Consider the following 22,233-nt stretch of genomic DNA (forward strand, 5'->3'; position numbering starts at 1 on the left):
TCAGCTCCCCTTTAGGGTTTTCACTACCAGATCGGTCGTCAGAATTTGAGGCAGAACTTCAGCCCTCACGGAATTGTCACCGGCGGGATAATAGAGATAGAGCGGCACGCCCGCCCGGCCATAGGCTTCCAGTTCGCGCGCAATCGCGTCGTTCCTGTTGGTCCAGTCGGCGATCAGAAACGCCGTATCCGTATCGATGAACGCCTGCTTCACCGTATTGGTTTTCAAGACCAGACGCTCGTTTACCTTGCAGGTCACGCACCAGTCCGCCGTGAAATCGACAAAGACAGCACGCCCATCTGCACGCAGTTCGGCCACGCGGTCCGGGCTCCACACATCCGTGGCTAGATTAATGGAGGCGGCACCGGACGCGCTGGCCGGGACTGTCCGCGCGGTAAAGGGTAGCGCCACAGCCAGTACGATCGCGGCCACGCCGAGCAGTTTCCAGATGCCACGCCGCTGGATCAGCCAGACCGCCAAGGCGAAGCTGAGCATCGCCATCAGCACCAGCACCAACCCGTCAATACCGGCCTGATTGCCGACGACCCAGACCAGCCATATGGCCGCTGCGAACATCGGAAAGGCCAGCACTTCGCGCAGTCGCACCATCCATGGCCCCGGCTTGGGCAGCTTCATCAGCAGCCCGGGGGCGTAGGCCAGCAGGACGAAGGGGGCCGCAAAACCCGCGGCAAGCGCCATGAAGACGATGAAGGTGATAAAGGCGGGCTGCGCCAGCGCATAGCCGATGGCACTGGCCATGAGCGGTGCCGTACAGGGCGTCGCAACCAGCACGGCCAGTGCGCCCGTAAAGAAGGAGCCCGTCAACCCGCCGCGCCCGGCCAGAGTTGCGCCTGCACCCTGATAGGAGCCGCCAGCGATGTCATAGGCGCCGATCAGGTTAAGCCCGACGGCAAATAGCAGCAAGGCGATCAATCCGACGACGACCGGGTTCTGGAGCTGGAAGCCCCATCCCAGCGCCGCGCCTGTCGCCTTGACGATCAGGAGGGCGATGACGAGCAGCGCGAAGGTCGCAAAGACCCCGAGCGCATAGGCCCAGGCCTCGCGCCGGGCGATGCTGCGTTCCGCATGAGCGGATTTGGCGAGACTGAGCGCTTTCAGAGAGATCACCGGGAACACGCAGGGCATGAGGTTCAGGATCAACCCGCCGATAAAGGCCCCGATAAGCGCACTGATCAGCCCAATCGATCCCGCCCCGTCCGGCGCTGGCCGGGATGCGTCAAGGCCGATCGCGAGCGGTGCGCCCGTCGAGACGGTGACGATCCGGCCGGTTCGCTCACCGTCCAAATCGAAGCTCAGCAATCCCTGCTGCGGCGTGTCGAAGCCCTCGCCCCAGCCGAAGCTCGCCGTCGTGTCGATCTGCAGACCGTCCGACCCGATCGTGACGGTTTGAGGGTCGGAATGAGCCAGCAGCGTATTGTCATAGGGAAAGAAATAGGCGTCTGCGAAATTGCCATCCGCCACAGTAGACGGCAGATCGGCAAATTGCAGGGACAGCGCCCCGTCATCGGCCTGCATGGATACACGAATATCGATGGCGGCGGGTGCCCGGTTGATGGCTTCCGCAATCTCCGCCGCATTGGCGTCGTTCAGCTCGGCTTCGCCTGACACCTGCAAGATCAGACGCAACGTCCCCTCTTCGGGAATGCAGATATCCTTGCAGACCAGATAATAGACATCGGCCTGAATTTCGAGAACCGATCCGATCGGCGCATTGTCTGCGACTGTGAAATCGACCGGAAAGAGCGGCGCACCTTCGAAGCCGTAATTGATAATCGGACCTGTCGGGATCGGATAGGGCAGTGGCCAGACGATCTCGCCCGCGCTTAAAACGTCCGGCAGGACCCAGCTGATCTGGACCGGCTCGCCACTATCTCCCGGATTGCGCCAATAGGTATGCCACTTTTCATCCAGCGTCGTCTTCAGCGCGATCTGGAAGGTCTGTCCCGGCGCGACGGTGTAATGGGAGGATAGCAGGGAGGCTTCGACCTTGCCCGTATCGACAGGTAGCGAAGTGGTCGCGAAAGCGCTTGTCGCGGCGGAAAGCCACATTAGTAGCGTGAGAAAGACGGTGCGCATGGCTGGCTCTATAGGGTTGGAACCCCGATAAATCGATATGGGATGTCCGACGCTGCGCTCACTTTATCGTCAAAAATCAAGACTGTTTCGGACGTTTGAAGTCTGAACTTGCAGTTTATCGTTGCGAAACTGCCGTTCCCTCTATTTAGTGCAAGTCATTGAGTGGGGAGCATATACAATGAGCGATACAATTCTCGGCGCGCTTTATCAGCTGACGCGGTTGCAAGTGATGACGGCATCGGACCCGACAGTCTTTGGGACCAATCACCAAGCTTATATTTATGGATGGCAGAATGGTGTCTATCCGGCACTGAATGACACGATGAATTTTCACAAGCCGTTTGCAGCCATCTTCGATGTCTCGGCGGAACAGACTCTGGCTGTGTCTTCTTATATACAAAACAAGAAACTAGCGGGGATCACGATTGCATTTGGCGATCTTGAAAACCACTTTTGCCAGAAAAAGGATGGAGATGCGATGCAACCGCTCAGTCGCGGTCATCTGATCGCGACTTGCCGCTATTTGAAGCTGACAACCATCTTCCCAGCTATCCACTGGACACGTTTGGTAGAGGACTATCCGCCGGACGTGAAAGTGATCGCGAACTGAGAACCTAATGCCGGAAATGACGCATTCCGGTAAAGACCATAGCCAGGCCAGCAGCGTCGGCAGCGTCGATCACCTCCTGATCGCGAATGGAGCCGCCCGGCTGTATGACGGATGTCGCGCCCGCCTTGGCAGCCGCGAGCATGCCGTCCGCGAAGGGGAAGAAGGCATCGGAACTGACCGCTGATCCGACCGTTTTCGGCTGATCCCAACCTGCCGCCTCCATCGCATCCTCCGCCTTGCCCGCAGCAATGCGGGCGGCATCAATCCGGCTCATCTGGCCTGCACCGATCCCGGCGGTTGCGCCGTCCTTGACATAGACGATGGCGTTGGACTTGACGTGCTTGGCCACTTTCCACGCCATTCTCAGATCGGCCATTTCGATGTCGCTCGGTGCGCGCTTGGTCACGACCTTCAGATCCGTCTCGGCCACATGGCCATTGTCGCGATCCTGGACCAGCACGCCGCCCGCCACATTGCGGTAGGTGAGCGAGCCGGCCTTGGGATCCGGCAGATCACCGGCAATCAGCAGGCGTAAATTCTTCTTCTTTTTGAACACGGCAATGGCATCGTCGGTCGCAGCCGGAGCGATCACGACTTCGGTAAAGACCTTGACAATTTCCGTCGCCGTCTCTGCGTCCAGCAGACCATTCAGCGCGACAATGCCGCCAAATGCGCTGACCGGATCGCAGGCGAGCGCGGCGCGGTAGGCGGACACGAAATCGTCCCCGGTCGCCACCCCGCACGGATTGGCGTGCTTGATGATGGCGACTGTCGGCTTGGCGCCATTTCGGGCGTCGCCGAACTCCGCGACCAGCTCATAGGCCGCATCCGTATCATTGATATTATTGTAAGACAGCGCCTTGCCCTGCAATTGCTCGGCTGTCGCCACGCCGGGCCGGTCCGACCCGTCTGCATAGAAAGCCGCTGTCTGATGCGGGTTTTCGCCGTAGCGCAAAGATTGGCGCAAAGACCCGCCCTGTATCCGGTAATCCGGGGCCATATCGCCGCGAATATCAGCGAAGTAATTGCTGATTGCCGCATCATAATGAGCGGTGCGGGCGAAGGCTTTATGCGCCAACTTCTGACGCAGCGTGCCCGATGTCAGCCCGTCATGCTCGCGCAGCTCGGCAAGCACCGCATCGACATCGTCCGCGTCGACACAGACGGCGACATGGGCGTGGTTCTTCGCCCCCGCCCGGATCATGGCCGGACCGCCAATATCGATATTCTCGATGCAAGTTTCATAGTCCGCACCGGACGACACTGCCTGTTCGAACGGGTAGAGATTGACGATCAGCAGATCGATCGGCGCGATATTGTGAGCGCTCATGGCCGCGACATGGCTCGGCAGATCACGCTCGCCCAGCAGGCCGCCATGCACCGCCGGATGTAGCGTCTTGACCCGGCCATCCATCATTTCCGGAAAGCCCGTCAAGTCAGCGACGTCGGAGACGGGCATGCCCGCCTCGGCAATGGCGCGCTTCGTCCCGCCCGTACTGATCAGTTCGACACCAAGATCTGCGAGCGCGCGGGCCTGATCGATCAGGCGCGACTTGTCGGACACACTTAAAAGCGCGCGCGCCACAGGGCGCATCCGGTCGGGGTCGAACGGTGTCAGATCGGGATTGGGGCTCGGCATGGGGCGGTCCGGGATAGCTGCGGGTCGGGACGCTGCGCGCGCTATCACGCAGCGCGCCCGGATGCCAGATCGCAGACCGTCTTTAATGTGAAGAGGAGTCGCTGGCAGACGGACGGACGGGCGGCATATTCGTCAGGTTAGGCATGTCGTGCATGACCGGCAGGCCGTTCAGCGTATCGCGCGGGACATAACCCTGCAGCAGATTATTAAGCGCCTTGCGGATCTGTGCGCGGTCCCGTCGCTCGATCGCGGACAGCAACTGATCGACCGCCCCCGTAATGGCTTCGGGATTGACGACGCAGGCATCGAACTGACTGACGCCGGAAATGATGGTCGGTGTCAGCATCTCCTCATTATGGGTCAGTCGCTCGGACAGTTTCTCGCCCGGGCGCAGGCCCGTCACGCAGATTTCTATATCCTCGTCCGGAATCTTGCCACGCAGCCGGATCAGATTGCGGGCCAGTTCGGCGATATTGACAGGTTCGCCCATTTCCAGAACGAAAATGTGGGATGAGCCCGCGTCCTGTTGTGCATTGAGAGCCGCTGCCTGCAGGACCAGCGAAGACGCTTCCTGCACGGTCATGAAATACCGGTTCATATCTTCATGGGTAACCGTGACGGGTCCGCCCTCGGCGATCTGCTGTTCGAACAGATTGACCACCGATCCTGTCGAAGCCAGCACGTTGCCGAAGCGTACAGCCGAGGCGTGCAGGGTCGGGATCTGGCTTTGTCGGGCCAAGGTCAGCAGCTCCACGATCCGCTTGGACGCACCCATTACATTCACGGGGTCGACCGCCTTGTCCGTCGAGATCAGAACAAAATGCTCGACCCCATAAATTTCGCACATATCCAGCGTCACATGGGTTCCGAGAACATTGGTTCGCAGGGTCTCGACGGGATTGCGCTCGCCGGATGGGACATGTTTCAGGGCTGCCGCATGCAGAACGATTTCCGGACGTTCCACCTCGAAGATTTCGGACATGCGGCCCCGGTTGCAGACATCGCCCAGATAGGCCCGCCAGGGAACGGGCTGCATATAGGGCGAAACAGGAACAAGACTGCGTTCCAGATTGAACAGGTTCAGTTCGCTAATATCCACCAGCGCCAGATGGCTCGGGGCCAGGCGCGCAATCTGCAGGGACAGCTCCGAGCCGATCGAGCCGCCTGCCCCTGTGATCAGCACGCGCTTGCCCGAAATCAGCTCCGATACCGGGGTCATGTCGAGCTGGCGCGGGTCACGCCCGATCAGGTCCGCGGCTTCGAATCGGCTGAGTCCGTCCTGCTTGCCACCCGTTTCGCGCGACAGGGGCGCGCCAACGGCTGAGGCCGTCTGGATCAGCTGTTCGGTCAGATGCCGGTCCGGATGGGAATCGACGGATAGCAGGTGGAGTTTTCGGCTCCTGCGCTGGGCCAGTTTGGGATAAATGTCGACCAGATCATCCGGCGATCCGAGGATCGGAACAGAGCGGATCGAGCGTCCGGCATATTGCCCCGACGTTTCGATCAGGCCGATCGGATTAAATCCCTTGGCTTTTTTGCGGCGAGATGTGTCGCGCAGATAATTATACAGGCTTGACGCCTGACCGATCAGAATGGCGTCATGCGAGAAATGGGACGGTGAGCGGTAGAGCGCCCGCACGTCACCATTGCGGACCGCCATGACGATCAGGCGGGAGAGAACAATGCCGAGTCCGAGAAGCGTCCCGGCAATTAATGGCGCCGAACGCGGAAAGTGCAGCCCGCGATCAAACCCGAGAAACATGATCAGCGGCACGATCACCATCACGATGACGACACCCAGCAGCAGCCTGCGGAAATCAGCCAGCGAGGTGAACCGCCAGACGGCCCGGTACTGACGCATGAAAGCCCAGACAATGACCGTGACGACGCCGGCTATGATAGCGGACCGGTGGTCGATATCAGCCATGATCGGACGATTGATGGAATCGTAACGCCAGCGCACCGCCATCAGCATCGCCAACCAGGCCAGCGCACCGTCAAACAGGACCAGCGTTGCGCTGATCAGAGTTCTCACGACCGGGCGATGCCGGGTCGTCTTAGGCAGCGATTTCGATGCCGGGCGGATCATGCGGAACGTCCTTTCAGTCGCCGGAACGACCACCTTATCCGGTTATCGCGACCTTGCCCATCCCCATCTCCAAGAGCCTGACCCAGAATCACCAGCTGCTGCGACCGGACGGGGCGCGCCGAACCGGCGAGATAGACGCTGGGTTCGACCGCCAGCGGTCCCCCATCCGTCCGGAACCGCCAGCCGGCGCGACCTTTCTGGACCAGCAGCGCGCTAGACAGGTCCTGCGCCAGACTGACCCGGACATCCGGATGGAAGTGAAAGCGCAGAGCATAAGGTACGCTATCGCGTGTGATCGGCGTATCGCCCGCGGGCACGAACAGGCTGTCTTCGCCCCGAATATCGTCGCCATCTTCGCCCACGAACAGGCGGCGGCGATGGACCAGGCCATGAGCATCCTTATAGCCGTCATGCGCGGTTTCCAGCCAGATACCCGTGCTCTGCTCCTTGCGGCGGGCGCGGACATCGCCCGGGCCGACGGCAATCGCCGCCCCCAGCGCATCTTCCATAAAACCGCCATCCAGAATTGTGCCGGGCGAGCGACCGGCCAGCGTCAGCGCCGAATGGGCGTCACTGGAACGGACCGGGCGACGCCAGGACGGGGCTGCGCCGGGATGCCAGCCGCAATTGACCAGCAGACGACCTTCCGTGGTCGAGATTTCCATGGCGAGCGGGCCTAGATGCGCGTCGAGATCATGCGGGCGGGGCGGAACCCCGTGAGCGTCGACAATGACGACATTCGAGCCGGCTTCGAGCCGATGATAACCGGAATTTGGGCCGTAGGCGAACGGCTGCGCCGGCAAGCTGGGCGAGGCGGCGCGACCCCGCATCAGGGCATCGATCCGGGCCGGATCACCTTCATGGCCGCCGTGAAATACCGCCATGCCCCCATCCGTATGACGCAATGTCGCGATCATCGGGATCAGTCGGTCGATTGCGCGATCCAGCGCCCGTGAACCAGCCAGACCTGCCACTTGCAGGACTGCGTCCGTGCCTAGCAGGCAGGATAGGGCCTCGACCGCCGCCCAAGGTGAGCGACTGATATGACCGCCATCGGCCAAGATCTGTAGATTGATTTCTTCATCCAACCCGTCCAGTCCGCGCGCCAGATAGGCATCGGGTCGTTCGGCTTGACGGGCCCCGTATATGACCATCGCCGCTTGTCCTCGCAGCGCCGCCAGACCGGGGGAGAGCCGCGGTAAAGACCGGCGCAGAAAGCGCATCTGTCCGGCATAGCGATCCGACATCTGTCCAGAGCTGTCCGGCACGGCGGACAGCACCCAGCCCCAGTTCAGCATCCGTTCGGCCAGTAAATCCGGTGCGTGAACGAAACTATTCGGACCGGAAAACGCATCACTCCAGTGACGACACAGCTCAACCGCCTTGGCGGGGCCATCACTGACGCTAAGCAGGTCAGGCAACCACGAAAATCCATGCAGCCAGGCAGCAAAGCGCTCGGACGGCAATGTGACGGAAAAAGGATGGCCATGCGCCCCGACATCCAAAGTCTGTCCGGCATAGACCCAGCGGCCCGACAGGATCGCAGCCCCTCTCTCCCGGTGGCCATGCGGCAAAGCGGGTGACAGGGCGATCAGTTCCGGTGCCCGCCCGCCGCTCGGTCGCGCCGGGCGCAACGCCGTGATTGCGTTTGAAACGGTCTGCGCCGCCCGGACACGCACGGCATCCGCCAGAGTGATACGGCGCGTCACGCCGGATACTCCAGGAGGGCCAGATTATTCATCAGGGCGAATGTCTGGATCAGGCGCATGATCGGTGAAGGCGCGGCGCGCGCTCGCTCAGGCCGCAGCCGAAGCGTTAACCGCGGGCGCGGACCGCAATGCCGCGATATTGTCAGACAGGGATCCGGCGCCCTTGAAGACGGCACTGCCGGCGACCAGCGCCGACGCCCCTGCCGCGATACAGCGCGGGGCCGTTTCGGGATTGACGCCGCCATCGACTTCCAGAACGATGTCACGTCCGGTCGCATCGATCATGACGCGTAAGGCTTCGATCTTCACGAGCTGGCTGTCGATGAAGCTCTGCCCGCCAAAGCCGGGATTGACACTCATCACCAGGATCATGTCGAGCAGATCAATCACGGGTTCGACGACTGATAGAGGCGTCCCGGGGTTGAGGACCAGGCCCGGCTTTGCGCCGAGCGCGCGAATGGTCTGAAGACTGCGATGTGTATGCGGGCTGGCATCGGGATGAATGGACAGATAGTCAGCCCCCGCCTCGACAAAGGCCTCGAGATAAGGGTCCGCTGGCGCGATCATCAGATGCACGTCGAATGGTTTGGCAGAATGCGGACGCAGCGCTTTCACGACAGCCGGGCCGATCGTGATGTTCGGGACATAATGACCGTCCATGACATCGACATGGATCATGTCGGCACCCGCCCGGTCAACATCGGCCACCGCCTGACCCAGAGCCGCAAAATCAGCCGACAAGATGGACGGGGAAATCAGAACGTCGCTCACTGGGGGCCTTTCTCGGGGCGTCTGTCCGGGCTTGATACCGGGCCCGGCAGAGACACCCATCCGTTTGCACATAGTCGTCCGGAGCCGTGACTTAGCAGTGCCTGTGAGCGACCGCAACGTTGCGAACGGTCAGCGCACAGCAAAAGGCCCGATCCGGCTATTGCCGAACCGGGCCTTTCGAAAGCCAGACTGTCGAACCGCTTACTTGCGGATCGGCAGATAGTCGCTCGAGCTGTAGACGCCAGAGGACTGATAGCCTGACGAGTAGCTCGACCCGGAAGTCACGGCGTCGCCGACATAGATGTCGGTTGGCGTGCTGCTGAGGCTACACCCTGTCGAGATGCCCGACAGATGACAATCCGTCACGATAGGCGGCGAGTATGTGCTGACCGGAGGTGTGTAGGTCGTCACAGGAGCCGTATGGGTCGTCGTGCTGCTGTAGGAGTAGCTGGAGCCGCCATGCTGCAGGCAGGTGCCGTCAGGCTGGGCCGTGGTTCCCGCCGGGCATTCAGCTGCGATGGTCGACGAACTGATCGAACCCGACGAATAGGACCCGCTGCTATAGCTGGACCCTGACGAGATGACGGAGCCGCTGGAATAGCTGCTGCCGACATAGCCATGACCATTCTGCAAGCAGGTGCCGTCAGGCTGTGTCGTCGTGCCGGTCGGGCACGGAGCGATTTCGCTGCTGTAGCTCGGCGATGCGATATGTCCTGTGGATACATGACCCGTGCTGACAGTCGATGTGTAGCCTGTCGAGACGACACCGCAAGGTGAGCGCGTCACACAGCCGCTTGGGCTGCTTTCATAGTCATAATGCGAAAAGACGGCGACGGGTGCCGGTGCTGGCTTGTAGGCCGGAACGTGCGATTTCACACCACAGGCCCCTGCACAGGTCCCTGTGGATTCATATTCATGATGACTGAAGCCGTAGCGGTCGCTGGCGTGACCATTGGCGCAAGCCGTCAGACCCAGAGCGGCAACACCGGTCGCGGCCATTAGCGCGCTTCGGTAAAACTGTTTCGTGCTCATTCGAGCCTCCCATTTTGACACATCGCTTGGCGGATCGCTTCAAGACTCGTGCCAGTTCGGGGCCTCTGTGCCGCGAATCGGGTTAATGTCGCCTTTAAGAACTGAAAACGGCGTCATTACTGGCTAAAGTCCTGCTATAATGCCTGCCAATGCCCCTTTGTGCCTATATCTTTGCGACCCGTTCCAGCGCCGCGATGAAAAATCCGTCCATGCCGCGCCCATCGGACCCGTCAGGCGGCAGAATGCGAACCATTCCGCCCTCCAGTCGCGCATCCGGCACGTCCAACCCCTCAGGGAGTGACAGCGGAATCCGGCGAAAATCAGGCCTCGCCTTCAAAAGCTTGTGCACTCGGGCTGCGCCTTCACGCTCCTGCAACGAACAGACGGAATAGAGCAGCACCCCGCCCGGCGCGATTCCATTCGCGGCCTGCTTGAGCAGTTTGTCCTGCAAGCGCGTCAAAGGCGTAATGTCACGCTCCTTGCGGTTATAGAGAACATCCGGGTGACGGCGGAACGTCCCTGTCGCGGAACAGGGCGCATCCAACAGAATGGCGTCATAGGGCGTTTCGGGTTGATGCTCGGTCAGATCGGCTGTCAATACCGTCGCTTCCATCCGAGTGCGCGCGAGATTCTGGGTCAGGCGCTCCGTGCGGGCTTCGGACAGGTCGATCGACGTGACCTCCGCGCCCATGGCGCAAAGCTGCATCGTCTTGCCACCGGGGGCCGCGCAATAATCGGCGACACGCTTGCCTCTGACCCCGCCGCAGGCCTGCTCAAGCAGGCGGGCCGGCAGCGCCGCGGCTACGTCCTGGGCCCACCAGGCTCCATCATCAAAGCCGTCCAGTGCCTTGATGTTGCCGATCGCGTCCAGCCGGACTGTTGATCCACCGATCAATATGCCGCCCAGATGCGCCGCCCATTTTTCGGGATCCGATTTGACCGACAGGTCGAGCGGCGGTGCCGTCGCGAGCAGGAGCGCCATTCGCCGGACGGCAGCCTTGCCGTAAAGCCGCGTCCATTCGGACCGCAGCCAACCCGGAATGTTCTGGATCGGCGGAATGCGCGCGGCGTCGGCTTTACCGCTTTCGGCGATCTTGCGCAAAACGGCATTGACCAATCCCGTAAAGGGTTCGGATTTGCCATCGGCCTTGACCAGCGCGACCGTGTCGCCAACAGCGGCGTGGGGCGCGACATCCATGAAGACCATCTGCGCCGTCGCCGTCTGCAGATAGGCTTGCACGCGTCCGGGTGGTGGACGCTGAACCAGCGGATCAATGACGGCATTCACCTGTCCCAAGCGGCGCAGAGTTGCAGCCGCGATGGCCCGCGCGAAGGCGCGGTCTCTGGCATCCAGCCCTTCCAGAACAGGATTTCGTGCCAGGGAGCCTTCGACCCGGAAGCCTCGCCCCAGTACATCCGTAACTGCCATGGCGGCTGCCTTGCGCGCGGCCTGCGCATTTGTCAGCGGTTCACGACGTGGCCTTGACCAAGCCCGCTTCTCGCCGCCGCCCGACGAACCATCTCGCGACTGACGTCCTGTAGCCGGACCGCCTGGTGATTGGCCGCCCCGTGACTGGCCCCCTCGTGACTGGCCCCCTCGAGACGAGCCACTATCTCGGCGTGGACCGCCTTTTCCGGGCGGACGACCCTTATGGTCTGGACGCCCGTCCTTGCTCGGTGGACGGCCCTTACCGTCCGGCCGTCCCTTGCCGGGTGGGCGACCTTTGCCATCCGCGCGACCCTTGCCATCCGAACGACTTTTGCCGCCGGAGCCCGGTTTGCCGCTTCGGCCCTTATAGCCGCTGGACCCACCTTTGGCCGGACCGCCACTTTTATGATTGCTATCTGACATGATCGCGCCCTTACGGCAGGAGGTTGCCCGGGTCCATCGGACAGGACGCCAGAGCGCAGCGCCGGGCCGTCAGGCGGCACGCCCTATGGTAAACAGCACCCTAGCGCGAGATTCACTCGATTTTCAGCCTTACCCTGTAGCGAAACAGGACATCGGGTCCCTGGCCCGGTTTGACGCAAGGCGCTGTCCTTCCTACCTGTTGGCCATGTCGAAGACTGGTCCCAACACGCCGGAACATGCAGCACCCGGCAAGGCTCTGAGCCCTGCTGCCAAGCGCGCCCTGGAGGAAGCCGCCAAACGGCGACGGCTTCAGGACGCAACGGAGCGTCCGACCGAAAAGGGTGGCCCGAGCGGTGAAGAGCCGACGCGCTATGGAGACTGGGAACGAGGCGGCATCGCCTACGATTTCTAAACCCGGTCCCGAAGTCCCCGTCACGAACGCGCTTCACTGTACAAGGTGAACACGGTCTCCCACATCCGGGCGGCCAAACGGGAGTGGGAGTGGCGAAATGGCCATCAGAACAGCGCTTGGGCGCATAGGCGGCGCAGTTGCGCTATTGGGTGTCAGTACGGCTCCGGCCCTCGCCGGAGGAGCCTGCGGTGGTGTGCCGTGCGATCTCGGCACGGTCGCGCAGCCTGCCCTGCCGTCGGATTATGGTCCCGTCACGATCAGCAACCATACACCTTATGACTATTTCGACAGCGTCCAGTTCCAGCGCGCGCCACATGTCTCGATCACACGCATTCACAGCCTGCCACCGACCGTGGCCCTCTCAGATGCTCCTGTCGGTTTTACGAAAGGCTGCAATCCCAACAGCACGCTTTACTGCCGTCAGGCCGCACCGTCCGGTACCAAGCCGCCGACCACGCCGATCTACCGCCCGATCGGATCGCATGTGACGCCTTACCCGCTGACACAGGCCCCCGTCATTCACCCCCCCGTGGCGCACCATCCCGTGCAGTCCAGCCGGGTCGTGGCAGTCGGTCGCGGATATGATGCATCGAAATTCGTGCCGCGCGTCTATGGCGATCCCCATACGATCACGCCCGGCATCGCGCATGTTCCGACATCGATCGTGGACCGCGATCCTTATCGTGCGCAGGCCGTGCTCGACGCCGGACCCGGCGGCATTACGCCTGCCCTGCTCGGCGTGCCCGTGCGTCCCAACATTCCGCCCCGCCTGCCGATCGGCTACCCGCCGCCCTATGTCACCGCGACCAGCGCGCAGGGACAGCAGGCGCTGGGCTCGGTGACTGTGCGTCAAGGCTATGCGCAACAGGGATACATGCAACAGGGCCACACGACCCGCGGCTATGTGTCGTCCGGCCACGTCACGACGGGACATGTCGGCGGGCCGCTGATCCACCCCCGACCGCCGGTCCAGCCCGGCCCTGCCCCGACCGTTTGCCGCTCCGGCCCCGCCGTAACGCCCACCCCTGTCGGGCGTTACCCGGCTCACGGTTACAGACCCGTTCAGCCGCCAGTCGCGACGCCGAGTTGTCAAGCAAACAGACATGCCCGCAGCCGCTACTAGACTGATTAACAAATAGACTTAATGCAGGCCGGGATCGTTTGGCGACCCCGGCTTTGCGCGTTTTGCATTAACCAAATGCGCGACTGATTGGCATGCCCTTTGCAGCCCCGACACTCTCTGCGCCGGATCCGGTGCGGATTGTCGTCAACGCTTTTTCAGCGAGGGTTCAACCGTGTCAAAACTTCTCAAGGCCGCTACAGGACTGGCTGGCGTTCTGGCCCTTACGGGCGTCGCTCAAGCTGGCAATACGAGCGGGACAGTCTGCGTCACGCCGCCCCCGCCCCCGCCCAGCTGCACATCCTGCGATGGTCCCCGCACGGGCCACAGCACGCTGCCGCCGCTATCATCCTATTTCGAACATCAGGCGCGCTGCGTTGCCAAACCTCAGCATGTTCCCGTGCCGAGCCAGAAACCGGTACACCGGACTGTGCATAGTCCTGACGCCTATCCTGCCGTTGTCTATAAATACAAACCCACGGTGACGGTCAGCAAGCCGGATCCGTGCACGACGGTCATCACCAAGTGCGAAACGACGGTCGTGAAGAAAGTGGGACGGGTCGTTCATCCACCCGTCGTACATCCACCTGTGGTGCGTCCCCCAGTGATCAGGCCGCCGGTTGTTCATCCTCCGGTCGTGCGGCCGCCGGTCGTGCATCCGCCGGTAATCCATCCGCCTGTCATCTATAGGCCGCCCGTCGTCAGGGTCGTCCGCCCGATCGTGCCCGTACCCTATCCGGTGCCTGTGCCCGTGACCTATCCGGTCTATGCGCCCTGCCCGACAGGACCGGCCCCGTGTCATCCGCGTGCGATCCGATCATCGCGATATGGCTCGGGTTACTAAGACCGTCAGGTCACCAAGCCTGTCGACGGATAAGCCTTAGCGGCGTCGGAAATCGACGCCGTCAATTTCGGCCATGATGGCCCGGGCCGCGTGCGCCGGGTCTTCGGCCTGTGTCACCGGACGACCGATCACCAGATGAGTCGCGCCGGATGAGAGCGCCGCTGACGGGGTTGCGATCCGTTTCTGGTCGCCTGCAGCACTGCCTGTTGGGCGAACGCCCGGCGTCACAACCAGAAAACTGTCCGGCACGACAGACCGGATCGCCGCTGCTTCCAGTGGCGAGGCGACGACGCCGTCCACCCCCGCATCAAGCGCCTGCCGCACCCGTCGCATCACCAGATCTTCGGCGTTGTCATTATAGCCGATATCTTCCAGCGCCTGTTTATCGAGCGATGTCAGGACCGTGACACCCAGAATTTTAAGGTTTGAGCCGCCTTTCCCCCTTACCGAGGCACGCATAACATCCGGTCGCGCATGAACAGTCAGAAGCTGCGCATCCAACCCGGCAACAGAGGCTGTCGCTTTTTCAACCGTTGCGTCGATGTCGTGAAATTTGAAATCGAGGAACACGTTCTTACCCTGCGCGCGCAGCTCGCGTCCTAGCTCCACACCGCCAATGGGCAGCAGCTGCAGGCCGATCTTGTAGCTGGCGACACTGTCGCCCAACGTGGCCGCCATGGCCCGCGCCTCATCCACGGATGGCAGATCAAGCGCGACGAAAACACGAGCGTCGGCTGCCATAGTGTTGGCCGGAGCAATCATGCGTCGTCTCCAGAATTGCGGAACTTGGCGGAGCGCTCCGCCATCATTTTTTTCACCCGGGACTGCGGCAGGAACCGCCCCAGCCGTGCAATCGTGCGGTTGACCTTACCCGGAATGAAGACATCAACATTGTCTTCCAGCGCGTCGGCCCCGAGACGCGCGCAGTCTTCCGCGCTCATCTTCATATAGTCCGGCAGCTGGTTGATCCCTTCGCGCGTCCCGTTGACGTCGTGAAATTCCGTAATCGTAAAGCCTGGACACAGGGCCGAGACATGCACACCTGTTCCGTCCAGCTCCAGATTAAGGCTCTGAGCGAATTTGACCAGATAGGCTTTCACGGCGGCATATAATGTATGTCCGCGACTACCCGGCATATGCCCGGCCAGACTCGCCACATGCATGGTCCGGCCAAAACCACGCTCCACCATGCCGGGCAGAACCTTGCGCGTGGCTTCGACCACCACACCGACCATAAGTCGATTGAACAGGTCATGTTCCTCCCACGAACTGTCGAGAAACATGCCGGGATGACCGTAACCCGCATTATTGATCAGGCCGTCGATTACGAGGCCTTTGGCAGCGATATCGGCCAGAATTTCATCGACCGCCCCATCCGCCATCAGATCCGCAGAGACGTGATCGACCGACACGTCATGCCCGGCTTCGATTTCGGTCTTGAGCGCTTCGAGCCGGTCCGTCCGGCGCGCGGTCAGGATCAGGTTCCAGCCGCGCGACGCATATTCGCGCGCCAGCGCCGCGCCGATGCCGGCTGAGGCTCCTGTAATCAACATGGTACGGCCCGCGTGTGGATCCGCCATTTCTGTCCCCTTTGTGAGTTTGCGCCAGCGCAGCCGCTTGCTAGACGCGTCGCCATGACAAGGCAAATCCTCACCCATCTTCCGCTGGTCGTTCTTGGCGGGACCCTGCTTTCGGCCTGCAGCACGGTGAACTTCAACGATGCGGAGCCGGAAAAATATATCGGCATGGAGTGCGAACAGCTGGACTTGCTAGCGGAGAGCTACCGATCCGAGACCCAGGACATATTGTTCGATGATGTCAGTGAGCTGGAACGCCGCAATCAATCGACCCGGGACAATGGCGCGCGATCCGATGCCCGACCCTATGAAATCGAGCAAGAACGGGAGCGTCGCTCTGTCGCGCTGGCCCGCCGCCAGAAGGGCTGCCTCTAATTGGAGACGCTGACCAGTCTGCGGCTCGGCATCTTTGTCGGCATCTTGCTGGTCTTCATCGGTCTGGAAGCATCCTTTCCGGCCCGGAAGCGCGTCATGGCGCGCTGGCCCCGCTGGCGCACCAACCTCTCACTGTCGGTCCTGGGCAGCCTTGTCAGCATTCTGATGGCACCCGTCGTCGCGGTGAGTGTTGCCGCCCTGGCCTCCGCGCAGGGGTGGGGTCTGTTCAATAGCGTCCCGCTTGACCCTTGGGTCGAAGGGTTAGTCGCGATCATCCTGCTCGATCTCGCCATCTGGGTTCAGCATGTCGCCTTTCATCACGTCCCTTGGCTGTGGCGACTGCATAGCGTCCATCATACGGACCGCGATCTGGACGCCACCAGTGGGGTGCGATTCCACCCCATCGAAATCGGGATCAGCCTGATCTGGAAGGCGGTCGTGATTCTCGCGCTGGGCCCGTCGGTCATCGCCGTTATTCTCTTCGAAATTGTTCTGAACGCCATGGCGATCTACACGCATAGCAATACGGCGCTCCCCAAAGCTCTGGACCGGGTCCTGCGCCGCCTGATCGTCACGCCCGCCATGCATCGCATCCATCATTCCGTCGATGAGCCGGAGACGAATTCGAATTACGGTTTCAATCTGTCGATCTGGGACCGTTTATTCCGGACCTACCGGTCTGAGGCGGCGGACCCACTGACACTGGGTCTGTCGGAGCACCAAAATAGCACACCTGCCCGACTATGGGACTCGCTGCGCCTTCCCTTTCGGCGGTCTGCACCCTAAGATCACCCTATGCTGCTGACCACCCTCATGCTGATCCTCGTCCTGGCACTTGGCGTCTGGGCGATCCTGATTTTCAACAAACTCGTCGGGCTCAGGCAGATGGCGAATAATGGCTGGGCCGATATTGAGGTACAGCTGAAACGGCGCGCGGACCTGATCCCGCAGATCGTCAAGACCGTCAAAGCCTATGCGGCGCATGAACGCCGCCTATTCGAAGATGTGATCGACGCCCGCAACCGGGCACTGTCTGCCGGCGATGATATTGGCGCGCGCGGGACCGCCGAAGGGGCCGTTGCACGCGGCGCATCACGCCTGTTCGCGCTGGCCGAAGACTATCCTGAGCTGAAAGCCAATGAGAACTTTCTCGATCTGCAAAACGAGTTGTCCGAGACGGAAGACAAGATTGAAATGGCCCGGCGCTTCTACAACGGCGCTGTGCGCGAGCTGAACACGAAGATCGAAACCGTCCCGTCCAACCTGATCGCCGGGCCGTTCGGCTTCCGCCAGAAGCCCTATTTCGAGATCGATGAGAGCGACGCCGTCGTCCCGACCGTGGAATTTGACGCATGAAGGCGCTGCTCGGTCTTCTGATCGCGCTGCTCTGGTCGGGACTGGCCCTCGCCCAGGAACGGATCACCGATTACGCGGTCGACATCGTCGTGGAACAGTCTGGCGAATTGCTGATTACTGAGACGATCGAACTCATCAGCGAAGGCGTGGAAATCCAGCGCGGTATCTTCCGCGAACTGCCCGCGCGATACACTTTCATGGGAGTGTCGCAGCCTTACGATTACGAGCTGCTGGACGTCACGCGTGACGGCGCCGAGGAACCGGTAACGGTACAGCGCAACGGCAATGCTGTCTTGCTACGGATCGGTCGGGCGGACCGCCTGCTGGAGCCTGGCCCGCACCGCTATGTCATCCGCTACCGTGTGGACGACCAAATTCGACGCCACCGTGGCCAGAACGATACCTATGGCGACCGGGAGGAGCTTTGGTGGACACCTGTCGGAACCTACTGGAATTTTCCGATCGAGCGCGCGAGCGCGACTGTGCGCTTCCCGGACGGCGCACGCATTATCGACACGACCGTCGTCACGGGCCGGGCTGGTAACCAGCGCGCGGACGCGTCCGTGACGGTGCAAGACGACAGCGTCATCATCGAGACCAACCGCCCGCTGCCCCGTCGCAATGGGTTGAACCTGTCCATCTCCGTCGCACCGGGCACGATCCTCCCCATGAGCGCGGAACGCCAAGCCCGTCTGTTCTGGATTCGCTGGGGGGCACCGATCCTGCTGGGTCTGGGCGGATTGGCTATTTTCGGCTTCTATATTCTGACATGGAGCCGCATCGGGCGGGATCCGCAAAAGCCCCCGGTCTTCCCGCGCTATGCGCCCCCCGTGATGAAGGACGGCAGGCCCTATAGCCCCGCTGCCCTGCACTACATCCATCATAAGGGTTTTCGCGACATGGATGCGTTCTCCGCCATGCTGATGCAACTCGGTGCGCAAGGCCTGCTTGACATTGAGGCCGACAAGAAACGCACGGTCATCCGGCATCGGTCCGACGAAGCGGATCATCCCGACGCGAAAGCCCTTCTGTCCGAAATCATGGCCGGGCGGCGTGGAGTTCTGGAACTTGACGGGGGCACGGATACGACGTTCCACAAGGCCCTGACGGCATTCCACAAGCATATATCCGACCGTTACGGCCCGACCTATTACAAGCGTAATGTCGGCTGGGCCGTGCTCGGCTTTTTCGTGTCGGCCGCCCTGGCCGGGATCGTCATTGCCTCCCCGGTCGCCAAGAACAGCGCGCTGGTCCTGACCCTGTTCGCAGGTCTGGCAGGTCTGAATCTGCTGTTTGCATTCCTGCTGCCTGCCCCGACGAAACGCGGCGCGCAAATCGGCGCGGAGATCGAAGGATTTGAACTCTATCTCAAGACCGCCGAAGCAAAACGGATCAACACAGCCAACCCGCTCGGCGATCAACCGCCCGCCATGACGGTCGAGCTTTACGAACGCTTTCTGCCCTACGCTATGGCGCTCGGTGTCGAGAAGCCCTGGACGAAACAGTTCGAGACCTCTCTGCCGCGCGACGCCGCCGACTACCGCCCCAGCTACGCGACCGGCAACGCCTTCCGAGCCGGCAAGGGCCCGGTCGATTTCTCCAAGAGCTTCGGCAAGACATTGACGGCAGGTGTCGCCGCGGCGGCCCCGGTGAGCCAGAGCAGCGGCAGCGGCTTCTCGTCAGGCTCCGGTGGCGGGGGATTCTCCGGCGGGGGCGGAGGCGGTGGTGGCGGAGGGTGGTGAGACACTTCCTATGAGACAGATATGCCCCATATTATCCTGACCCACACATCGGATCTGACAGCCCTCGCCGAAGGCCTGTTGAGCGATCTTTGCGATATGGCTGAAACCCAAGGCTTCGACCGCCCTCTTATCAAAGCCTATACGCTTCCGATCGGATCATCCGTCATGGCCGGCGTGCCGGACGCGCCCATGCTGCGCCTGACCTTGCGCATTCTGAGCAAGGCTGAACGGACGCCGGACATGATCGCAGGGTGGCTCGACGATCTACTGGACCGCGCGGGCCGCGATCTGCCGGGAGGTTGTATTCTGACAGGCGAAGCCGTCGCGCTGCCCGAACATTATGTCAGCCGGACCATACCGGGCTGATCCGTCCCTGTTTGCCGGATGACCTAATGGAGACGCATCCATGAAGAAACTGATTTTCACGATCCTGATCGGCCTGACCCTCATCAGTCTGGCGATTTTCGCCTTTGCCCGCGATATTGAACTCAGGCTGGCGCAATCGGATATTCAGGCCACCATCAATGAAACCATTCAGTCGCAAACCTATGAGTCCTTTGGCGTCACGATCACCGTCAATCGCGCCGACATCGCATTCACGGCCGACAACCGGATCACTGTCGATGTGGATTTTGGCGCAGACGGGTTTCAACAAGTGGCGCAAGCTTCGGGTCAGTTGACGACTGGGCTGCGCTATGACGCACCCAGAATTTATCTGGACGACATTCAACCCGTCGATATGGATTTTTCATGGGGAGAGGCCTCTGATGCGGAAGTCAGTGACCTGAAACATGTCGCGCGTGACTTTCTCAAGAGACAACGCGACGCCATGCGCGATGACGTTGCGCGGCAGGCTCTGGACAGGCTGGTCGAACAGAATCGTTCCCGACTGGAGGACGCGACGGCCCGCGTCACGCGCGGTTTCTTCCAGACAATCCCGATTTATGACCTCAACCGGGCGGGAACCAAGGGATCGCTCGTGAGCCTGGCTTTAAAGGATGTCCGGTTCGAAGCCGAGACGGCTGTAATCACGCTCAGTCCGCGTCAGGCGCTGCTGAAAATTCTCGGCGTCGTCGGCATTCTGGCCCTTATCATCGCATTCTTCGCCATGCAGTTTCTGCCGGGATACTTTATCGATCGTGTTGCTCCATCCGGGAAAGACGATCCGCAATAAAACGCTATCTACCCTTCCCCTTCTCCGCGCGTGGCATCGGAATCTGATAGGTGACCCGCTGCGGGAACGGGATTTCGATATTGTTGGCTTTCAGCGTGCGCCAGATGATGAAGCCGACGTCGGAGGTGAACTTGTTGGGTCCGTCATCGATCCCCTGACACCAGAATTCGACGCACATATTGATCGAGCTGTCACCGAAATTGCGAAATTCCACGCTCGGCTCATCCGGTTCGGCCAGCACGTCGGGATGTTCCAGAACGGCGTCGCGAACCAGTGGCACGAGCGCATCCAAGTCCGTATCGTAGGAGACGCCGAAATCGACTTCGTAACGCTGTAGCGGGCTGTCATGCGTCCAGTTCTCGTAAGAACTTTCCGTGAAATGCGTATTGGGGACGATGATGTCCTTGCCGTCGGCGGTGGCAACCGTGGTCGAGCGCATATTGATCGCCTTGACCCGTCCGAACACGTCGCCTTCCAGCATGACGAAATCGCCGACCTTCACGGAGCGGTCGAGCAGGATGATCAGACCCGACACGAAGTTGGCGGCGATCGGCTGCAGGCCCAGCCCGATACCGAGGCCGACCGCACCGACCGCAACCGCCAGACCGGAGAGCGGAATACCCGCAGCACCGAAGGCCAGAAAGACCACGGCGGCAAAAACGCCGATCTGCAGCAGTTTGGCGAGGATTTCGCGCGCCCCGACATCGAGGCTTTCCTGCGCCCGGATCGCGCTCTGCCCGCGCTCATTACCGAGCGAGCCGAGCCAGAAGAACAGTGCGCCGAACAGACCCAGCCGGATGACCGCCAGCAGGGTGATGGCGCTGTCTTCGCCGAGAGAAACCGCCTCGAGCGCCGCTGTCAGATCGTCGAAGTAGCCTAGCACAGCCAGTAGTGCGAGCGGGACCAGCGTCCAGATCGCGACCTTGCGCCAGAGCGGATCGTCCACGAAAACCTTGATCGCGCGGTAGACCAGAAAGACGACGGCGAGGCTTTGCGCAATCTTGACCAACCAGTCCTCCCCGAGCGGCTCCATGCCGCGCAAGAGGATCGCGGCCACGGCCAGCAAGCCAACCAGCAGGATGGCCCGCAGGAACTTTCCGGCCCTGAACAGCACGAAGCGAAGCTTGTAGAGCGATGCGTCGTCCGCTGGCGCAATCCGCAGCATGGGAATGGCGCGCTTGATGATCGACGCCACGATCGGCGCAATGACAATGGCCAGCGCAATCGCAGCCAGCTGAGCGAGAAAAGCCGGGCTTTGCAGCCAGACGGTCAACTGCTCCAGCCATCCCTGCGCGCGTTGCGCCATCCCATCCATATCCATTGTCATTGACCCCGATGTTCGTGCGGCGGCTCTATGGCGCGCAGCAAAGCATCAGGCAAGAGAGAGGCCCTGCATTATGCGCGTTTGACTTGCGCAGGTCGCTCAATCGGCCATGATTGCATACTGTTTCCTGACCGGAGCCTCTCATGACTGCTCGTCGCCATTTGATCTTTCCCGCGCTTATCTCTATCCTCTGGTTCGCCCTCGCGACCCCGGTCTGGGCCGGAGAGGTTACGCGGGAGCCCGGAAAGACATTCGAATGGACGGCAACCGAATGTCTGCGTCCGGCCCGTCCCTTCATCGCCGCAAACCATCCGCAAAGACAGACGCTGATGCAGGATTATGCGCTGAAGGTGGCTTACTATCTCGACTGCCTGAAACAGGAAGCGCAGCGTGATTTCGACCGCAGCCAGATGGAAATGCAACAGGCGATCCAGAAGACGCTGCAAAAGGAAACGGATCGCCTGAATGACGAGGTTCTACGCCTGGCGAAAGACCGGTAGTTCTCACCCG

The 22,233-nt window shown here is 61.4% G+C and carries 21 protein-coding genes; 11 read left to right on the top strand and 10 right to left on the bottom strand.

The features are described from left to right. Entirely contained in the window at positions 1-2,097 is a 2,097-nt protein-coding gene (locus AB6B39_RS00595; protein ID WP_284371937.1) for a protein-disulfide reductase DsbD family protein, read from the bottom strand. A 178-nt stretch (positions 2,098-2,275) separates the two neighbouring features. Between AB6B39_RS00595 and AB6B39_RS00600 the strand changes: the two genes are divergently transcribed. Then, positions 2,276-2,707 (top strand): hypothetical protein, encoded by a 432-nt coding sequence (locus AB6B39_RS00600; RefSeq protein ID WP_284371935.1) that lies wholly within the window; start codon positions 2,276-2,278, stop codon positions 2,705-2,707. A 4-nt stretch (positions 2,708-2,711) separates the two neighbouring features. Here the strand turns inward: AB6B39_RS00600 and purH are convergent, their stop codons facing one another. The 6 genes from purH to AB6B39_RS00630 form a co-directional block, all read right to left on the bottom strand. After that, entirely contained in the window at positions 2,712-4,346 is a 1,635-nt protein-coding gene (gene purH / locus AB6B39_RS00605; RefSeq protein WP_284371933.1) for a bifunctional phosphoribosylaminoimidazolecarboxamide formyltransferase/IMP cyclohydrolase, read from the bottom strand. Between the two features lie 82 nt (positions 4,347-4,428). Beyond that, complete coding sequence (locus tag AB6B39_RS00610) at positions 4,429-6,435, bottom strand: polysaccharide biosynthesis protein (protein WP_284371931.1); 2,007 nt, start codon at positions 6,433-6,435, stop codon at positions 4,429-4,431. Continuing rightward, positions 6,432-8,144, bottom strand: coding sequence for a heparinase II/III family protein (locus tag AB6B39_RS00615; RefSeq protein ID WP_284371929.1), 1,713 nt, complete (start codon positions 8,142-8,144; stop codon positions 6,432-6,434). Before AB6B39_RS00615 ends, AB6B39_RS00610 begins: the two co-directional genes overlap by 4 nt. An 87-nt stretch (positions 8,145-8,231) precedes the next feature. After that, positions 8,232-8,915, bottom strand: coding sequence for a ribulose-phosphate 3-epimerase (gene rpe, locus AB6B39_RS00620; protein WP_284371926.1), 684 nt, complete (start codon positions 8,913-8,915; stop codon positions 8,232-8,234). A 201-nt stretch (positions 8,916-9,116) separates the two neighbouring features. Further along, a complete protein-coding gene (locus AB6B39_RS00625; RefSeq protein ID WP_284371924.1) occupies positions 9,117-9,947 on the bottom strand; it encodes a hypothetical protein in 831 nt (276 codons plus the stop codon). A gap of 163 nt (positions 9,948-10,110) precedes the next feature. Beyond that, entirely contained in the window at positions 10,111-11,799 is a 1,689-nt protein-coding gene (locus AB6B39_RS00630) for an RsmB/NOP family class I SAM-dependent RNA methyltransferase (protein WP_284371922.1), read from the bottom strand. A 205-nt stretch (positions 11,800-12,004) separates the two neighbouring features. Between AB6B39_RS00630 and AB6B39_RS00635 the strand changes: the two genes are divergently transcribed. The 3 genes from AB6B39_RS00635 (at position 12,005) to AB6B39_RS00645 (ending at position 14,175) form a co-directional block, all read left to right on the top strand. Then, on the top strand, positions 12,005-12,211 hold the full coding sequence (locus AB6B39_RS00635; RefSeq protein WP_284371920.1) for a DUF1674 domain-containing protein: 207 nt from the start codon (positions 12,005-12,007) through the stop codon (positions 12,209-12,211). A 97-nt stretch (positions 12,212-12,308) separates the two neighbouring features. Further along, positions 12,309-13,334: a hypothetical protein gene (locus AB6B39_RS00640; RefSeq protein WP_284371918.1), complete on the top strand. Its 1,026-nt coding sequence runs from the start codon at positions 12,309-12,311 to the stop codon at positions 13,332-13,334. A gap of 172 nt (positions 13,335-13,506) precedes the next feature. Then, positions 13,507-14,175 carry a hypothetical protein gene (locus AB6B39_RS00645; RefSeq protein ID WP_284371916.1) on the top strand — a complete coding sequence of 223 codons (669 nt, stop codon included), beginning with the start codon at positions 13,507-13,509 and terminating at the stop codon, positions 14,173-14,175. A gap of 36 nt (positions 14,176-14,211) precedes the next feature. Here AB6B39_RS00645 and pyrF read toward each other — a convergent pair whose 3' ends face one another. Then, entirely contained in the window at positions 14,212-14,916 is a 705-nt protein-coding gene (pyrF, locus tag AB6B39_RS00650) for an orotidine-5'-phosphate decarboxylase (RefSeq protein WP_348520180.1), read from the bottom strand. Positions 14,917-14,933: 17 nt separating this feature from the next. Further along, positions 14,934-15,755 (bottom strand): SDR family NAD(P)-dependent oxidoreductase, encoded by an 822-nt coding sequence (locus tag AB6B39_RS00655; RefSeq protein WP_284371911.1) that lies wholly within the window; start codon positions 15,753-15,755, stop codon positions 14,934-14,936. 54 nt (positions 15,756-15,809) lie between these two features. Between AB6B39_RS00655 and AB6B39_RS00660 the strand changes: the two genes are divergently transcribed. Genes AB6B39_RS00660 through AB6B39_RS00685 form a run of 6 tightly spaced genes read left to right on the top strand, consistent with a single transcriptional unit; the run spans position 15,810 to position 20,399 of the window. Continuing rightward, on the top strand, positions 15,810-16,127 hold the full coding sequence (locus AB6B39_RS00660; protein ID WP_284371909.1) for a hypothetical protein: 318 nt from the start codon (positions 15,810-15,812) through the stop codon (positions 16,125-16,127). Continuing rightward, entirely contained in the window at positions 16,128-16,913 is a 786-nt protein-coding gene (locus tag AB6B39_RS00665) for a sterol desaturase family protein (protein WP_284371907.1), read from the top strand. Positions 16,914-16,922: 9 nt separating this feature from the next. Next, the gene (locus tag AB6B39_RS00670) at positions 16,923-17,483 is read left to right on the top strand and encodes a LemA family protein (protein WP_284371905.1); all 561 of its coding nucleotides are present in this window, start codon (positions 16,923-16,925) and stop codon (positions 17,481-17,483) included. Continuing rightward, positions 17,480-19,225 carry a DUF2207 domain-containing protein gene (locus AB6B39_RS00675; RefSeq protein ID WP_284371903.1) on the top strand — a complete coding sequence of 582 codons (1,746 nt, stop codon included), beginning with the start codon at positions 17,480-17,482 and terminating at the stop codon, positions 19,223-19,225. The genes AB6B39_RS00670 and AB6B39_RS00675 overlap by 4 nt, the downstream gene beginning before the upstream one ends. Positions 19,226-19,246: 21 nt before the next feature. Beyond that, positions 19,247-19,591 (top strand): hypothetical protein, encoded by a 345-nt coding sequence (locus AB6B39_RS00680; protein WP_284371901.1) that lies wholly within the window; start codon positions 19,247-19,249, stop codon positions 19,589-19,591. Between the two features lie 40 nt (positions 19,592-19,631). Beyond that, a complete protein-coding gene (locus AB6B39_RS00685; protein WP_284371899.1) occupies positions 19,632-20,399 on the top strand; it encodes a hypothetical protein in 768 nt (255 codons plus the stop codon). Positions 20,400-20,403: 4 nt separating this feature from the next. Here AB6B39_RS00685 and AB6B39_RS00690 read toward each other — a convergent pair whose 3' ends face one another. Then, positions 20,404-21,726, bottom strand: coding sequence for a mechanosensitive ion channel family protein (locus AB6B39_RS00690; protein ID WP_371398667.1), 1,323 nt, complete (start codon positions 21,724-21,726; stop codon positions 20,404-20,406). Between the two features lie 140 nt (positions 21,727-21,866). Between AB6B39_RS00690 and AB6B39_RS00695 the strand changes: the two genes are divergently transcribed. Beyond that, a complete protein-coding gene (locus AB6B39_RS00695; RefSeq protein ID WP_284371895.1) occupies positions 21,867-22,223 on the top strand; it encodes a hypothetical protein in 357 nt (118 codons plus the stop codon). Positions 22,224-22,233 lie beyond the last annotated feature (10 nt).

Origin of the sequence: Algimonas porphyrae (genome assembly GCF_041429795.1) — a bacterium.
Classification (GTDB): Bacteria; Pseudomonadota; Alphaproteobacteria; order Caulobacterales; family Maricaulaceae; genus Litorimonas; species Litorimonas porphyrae.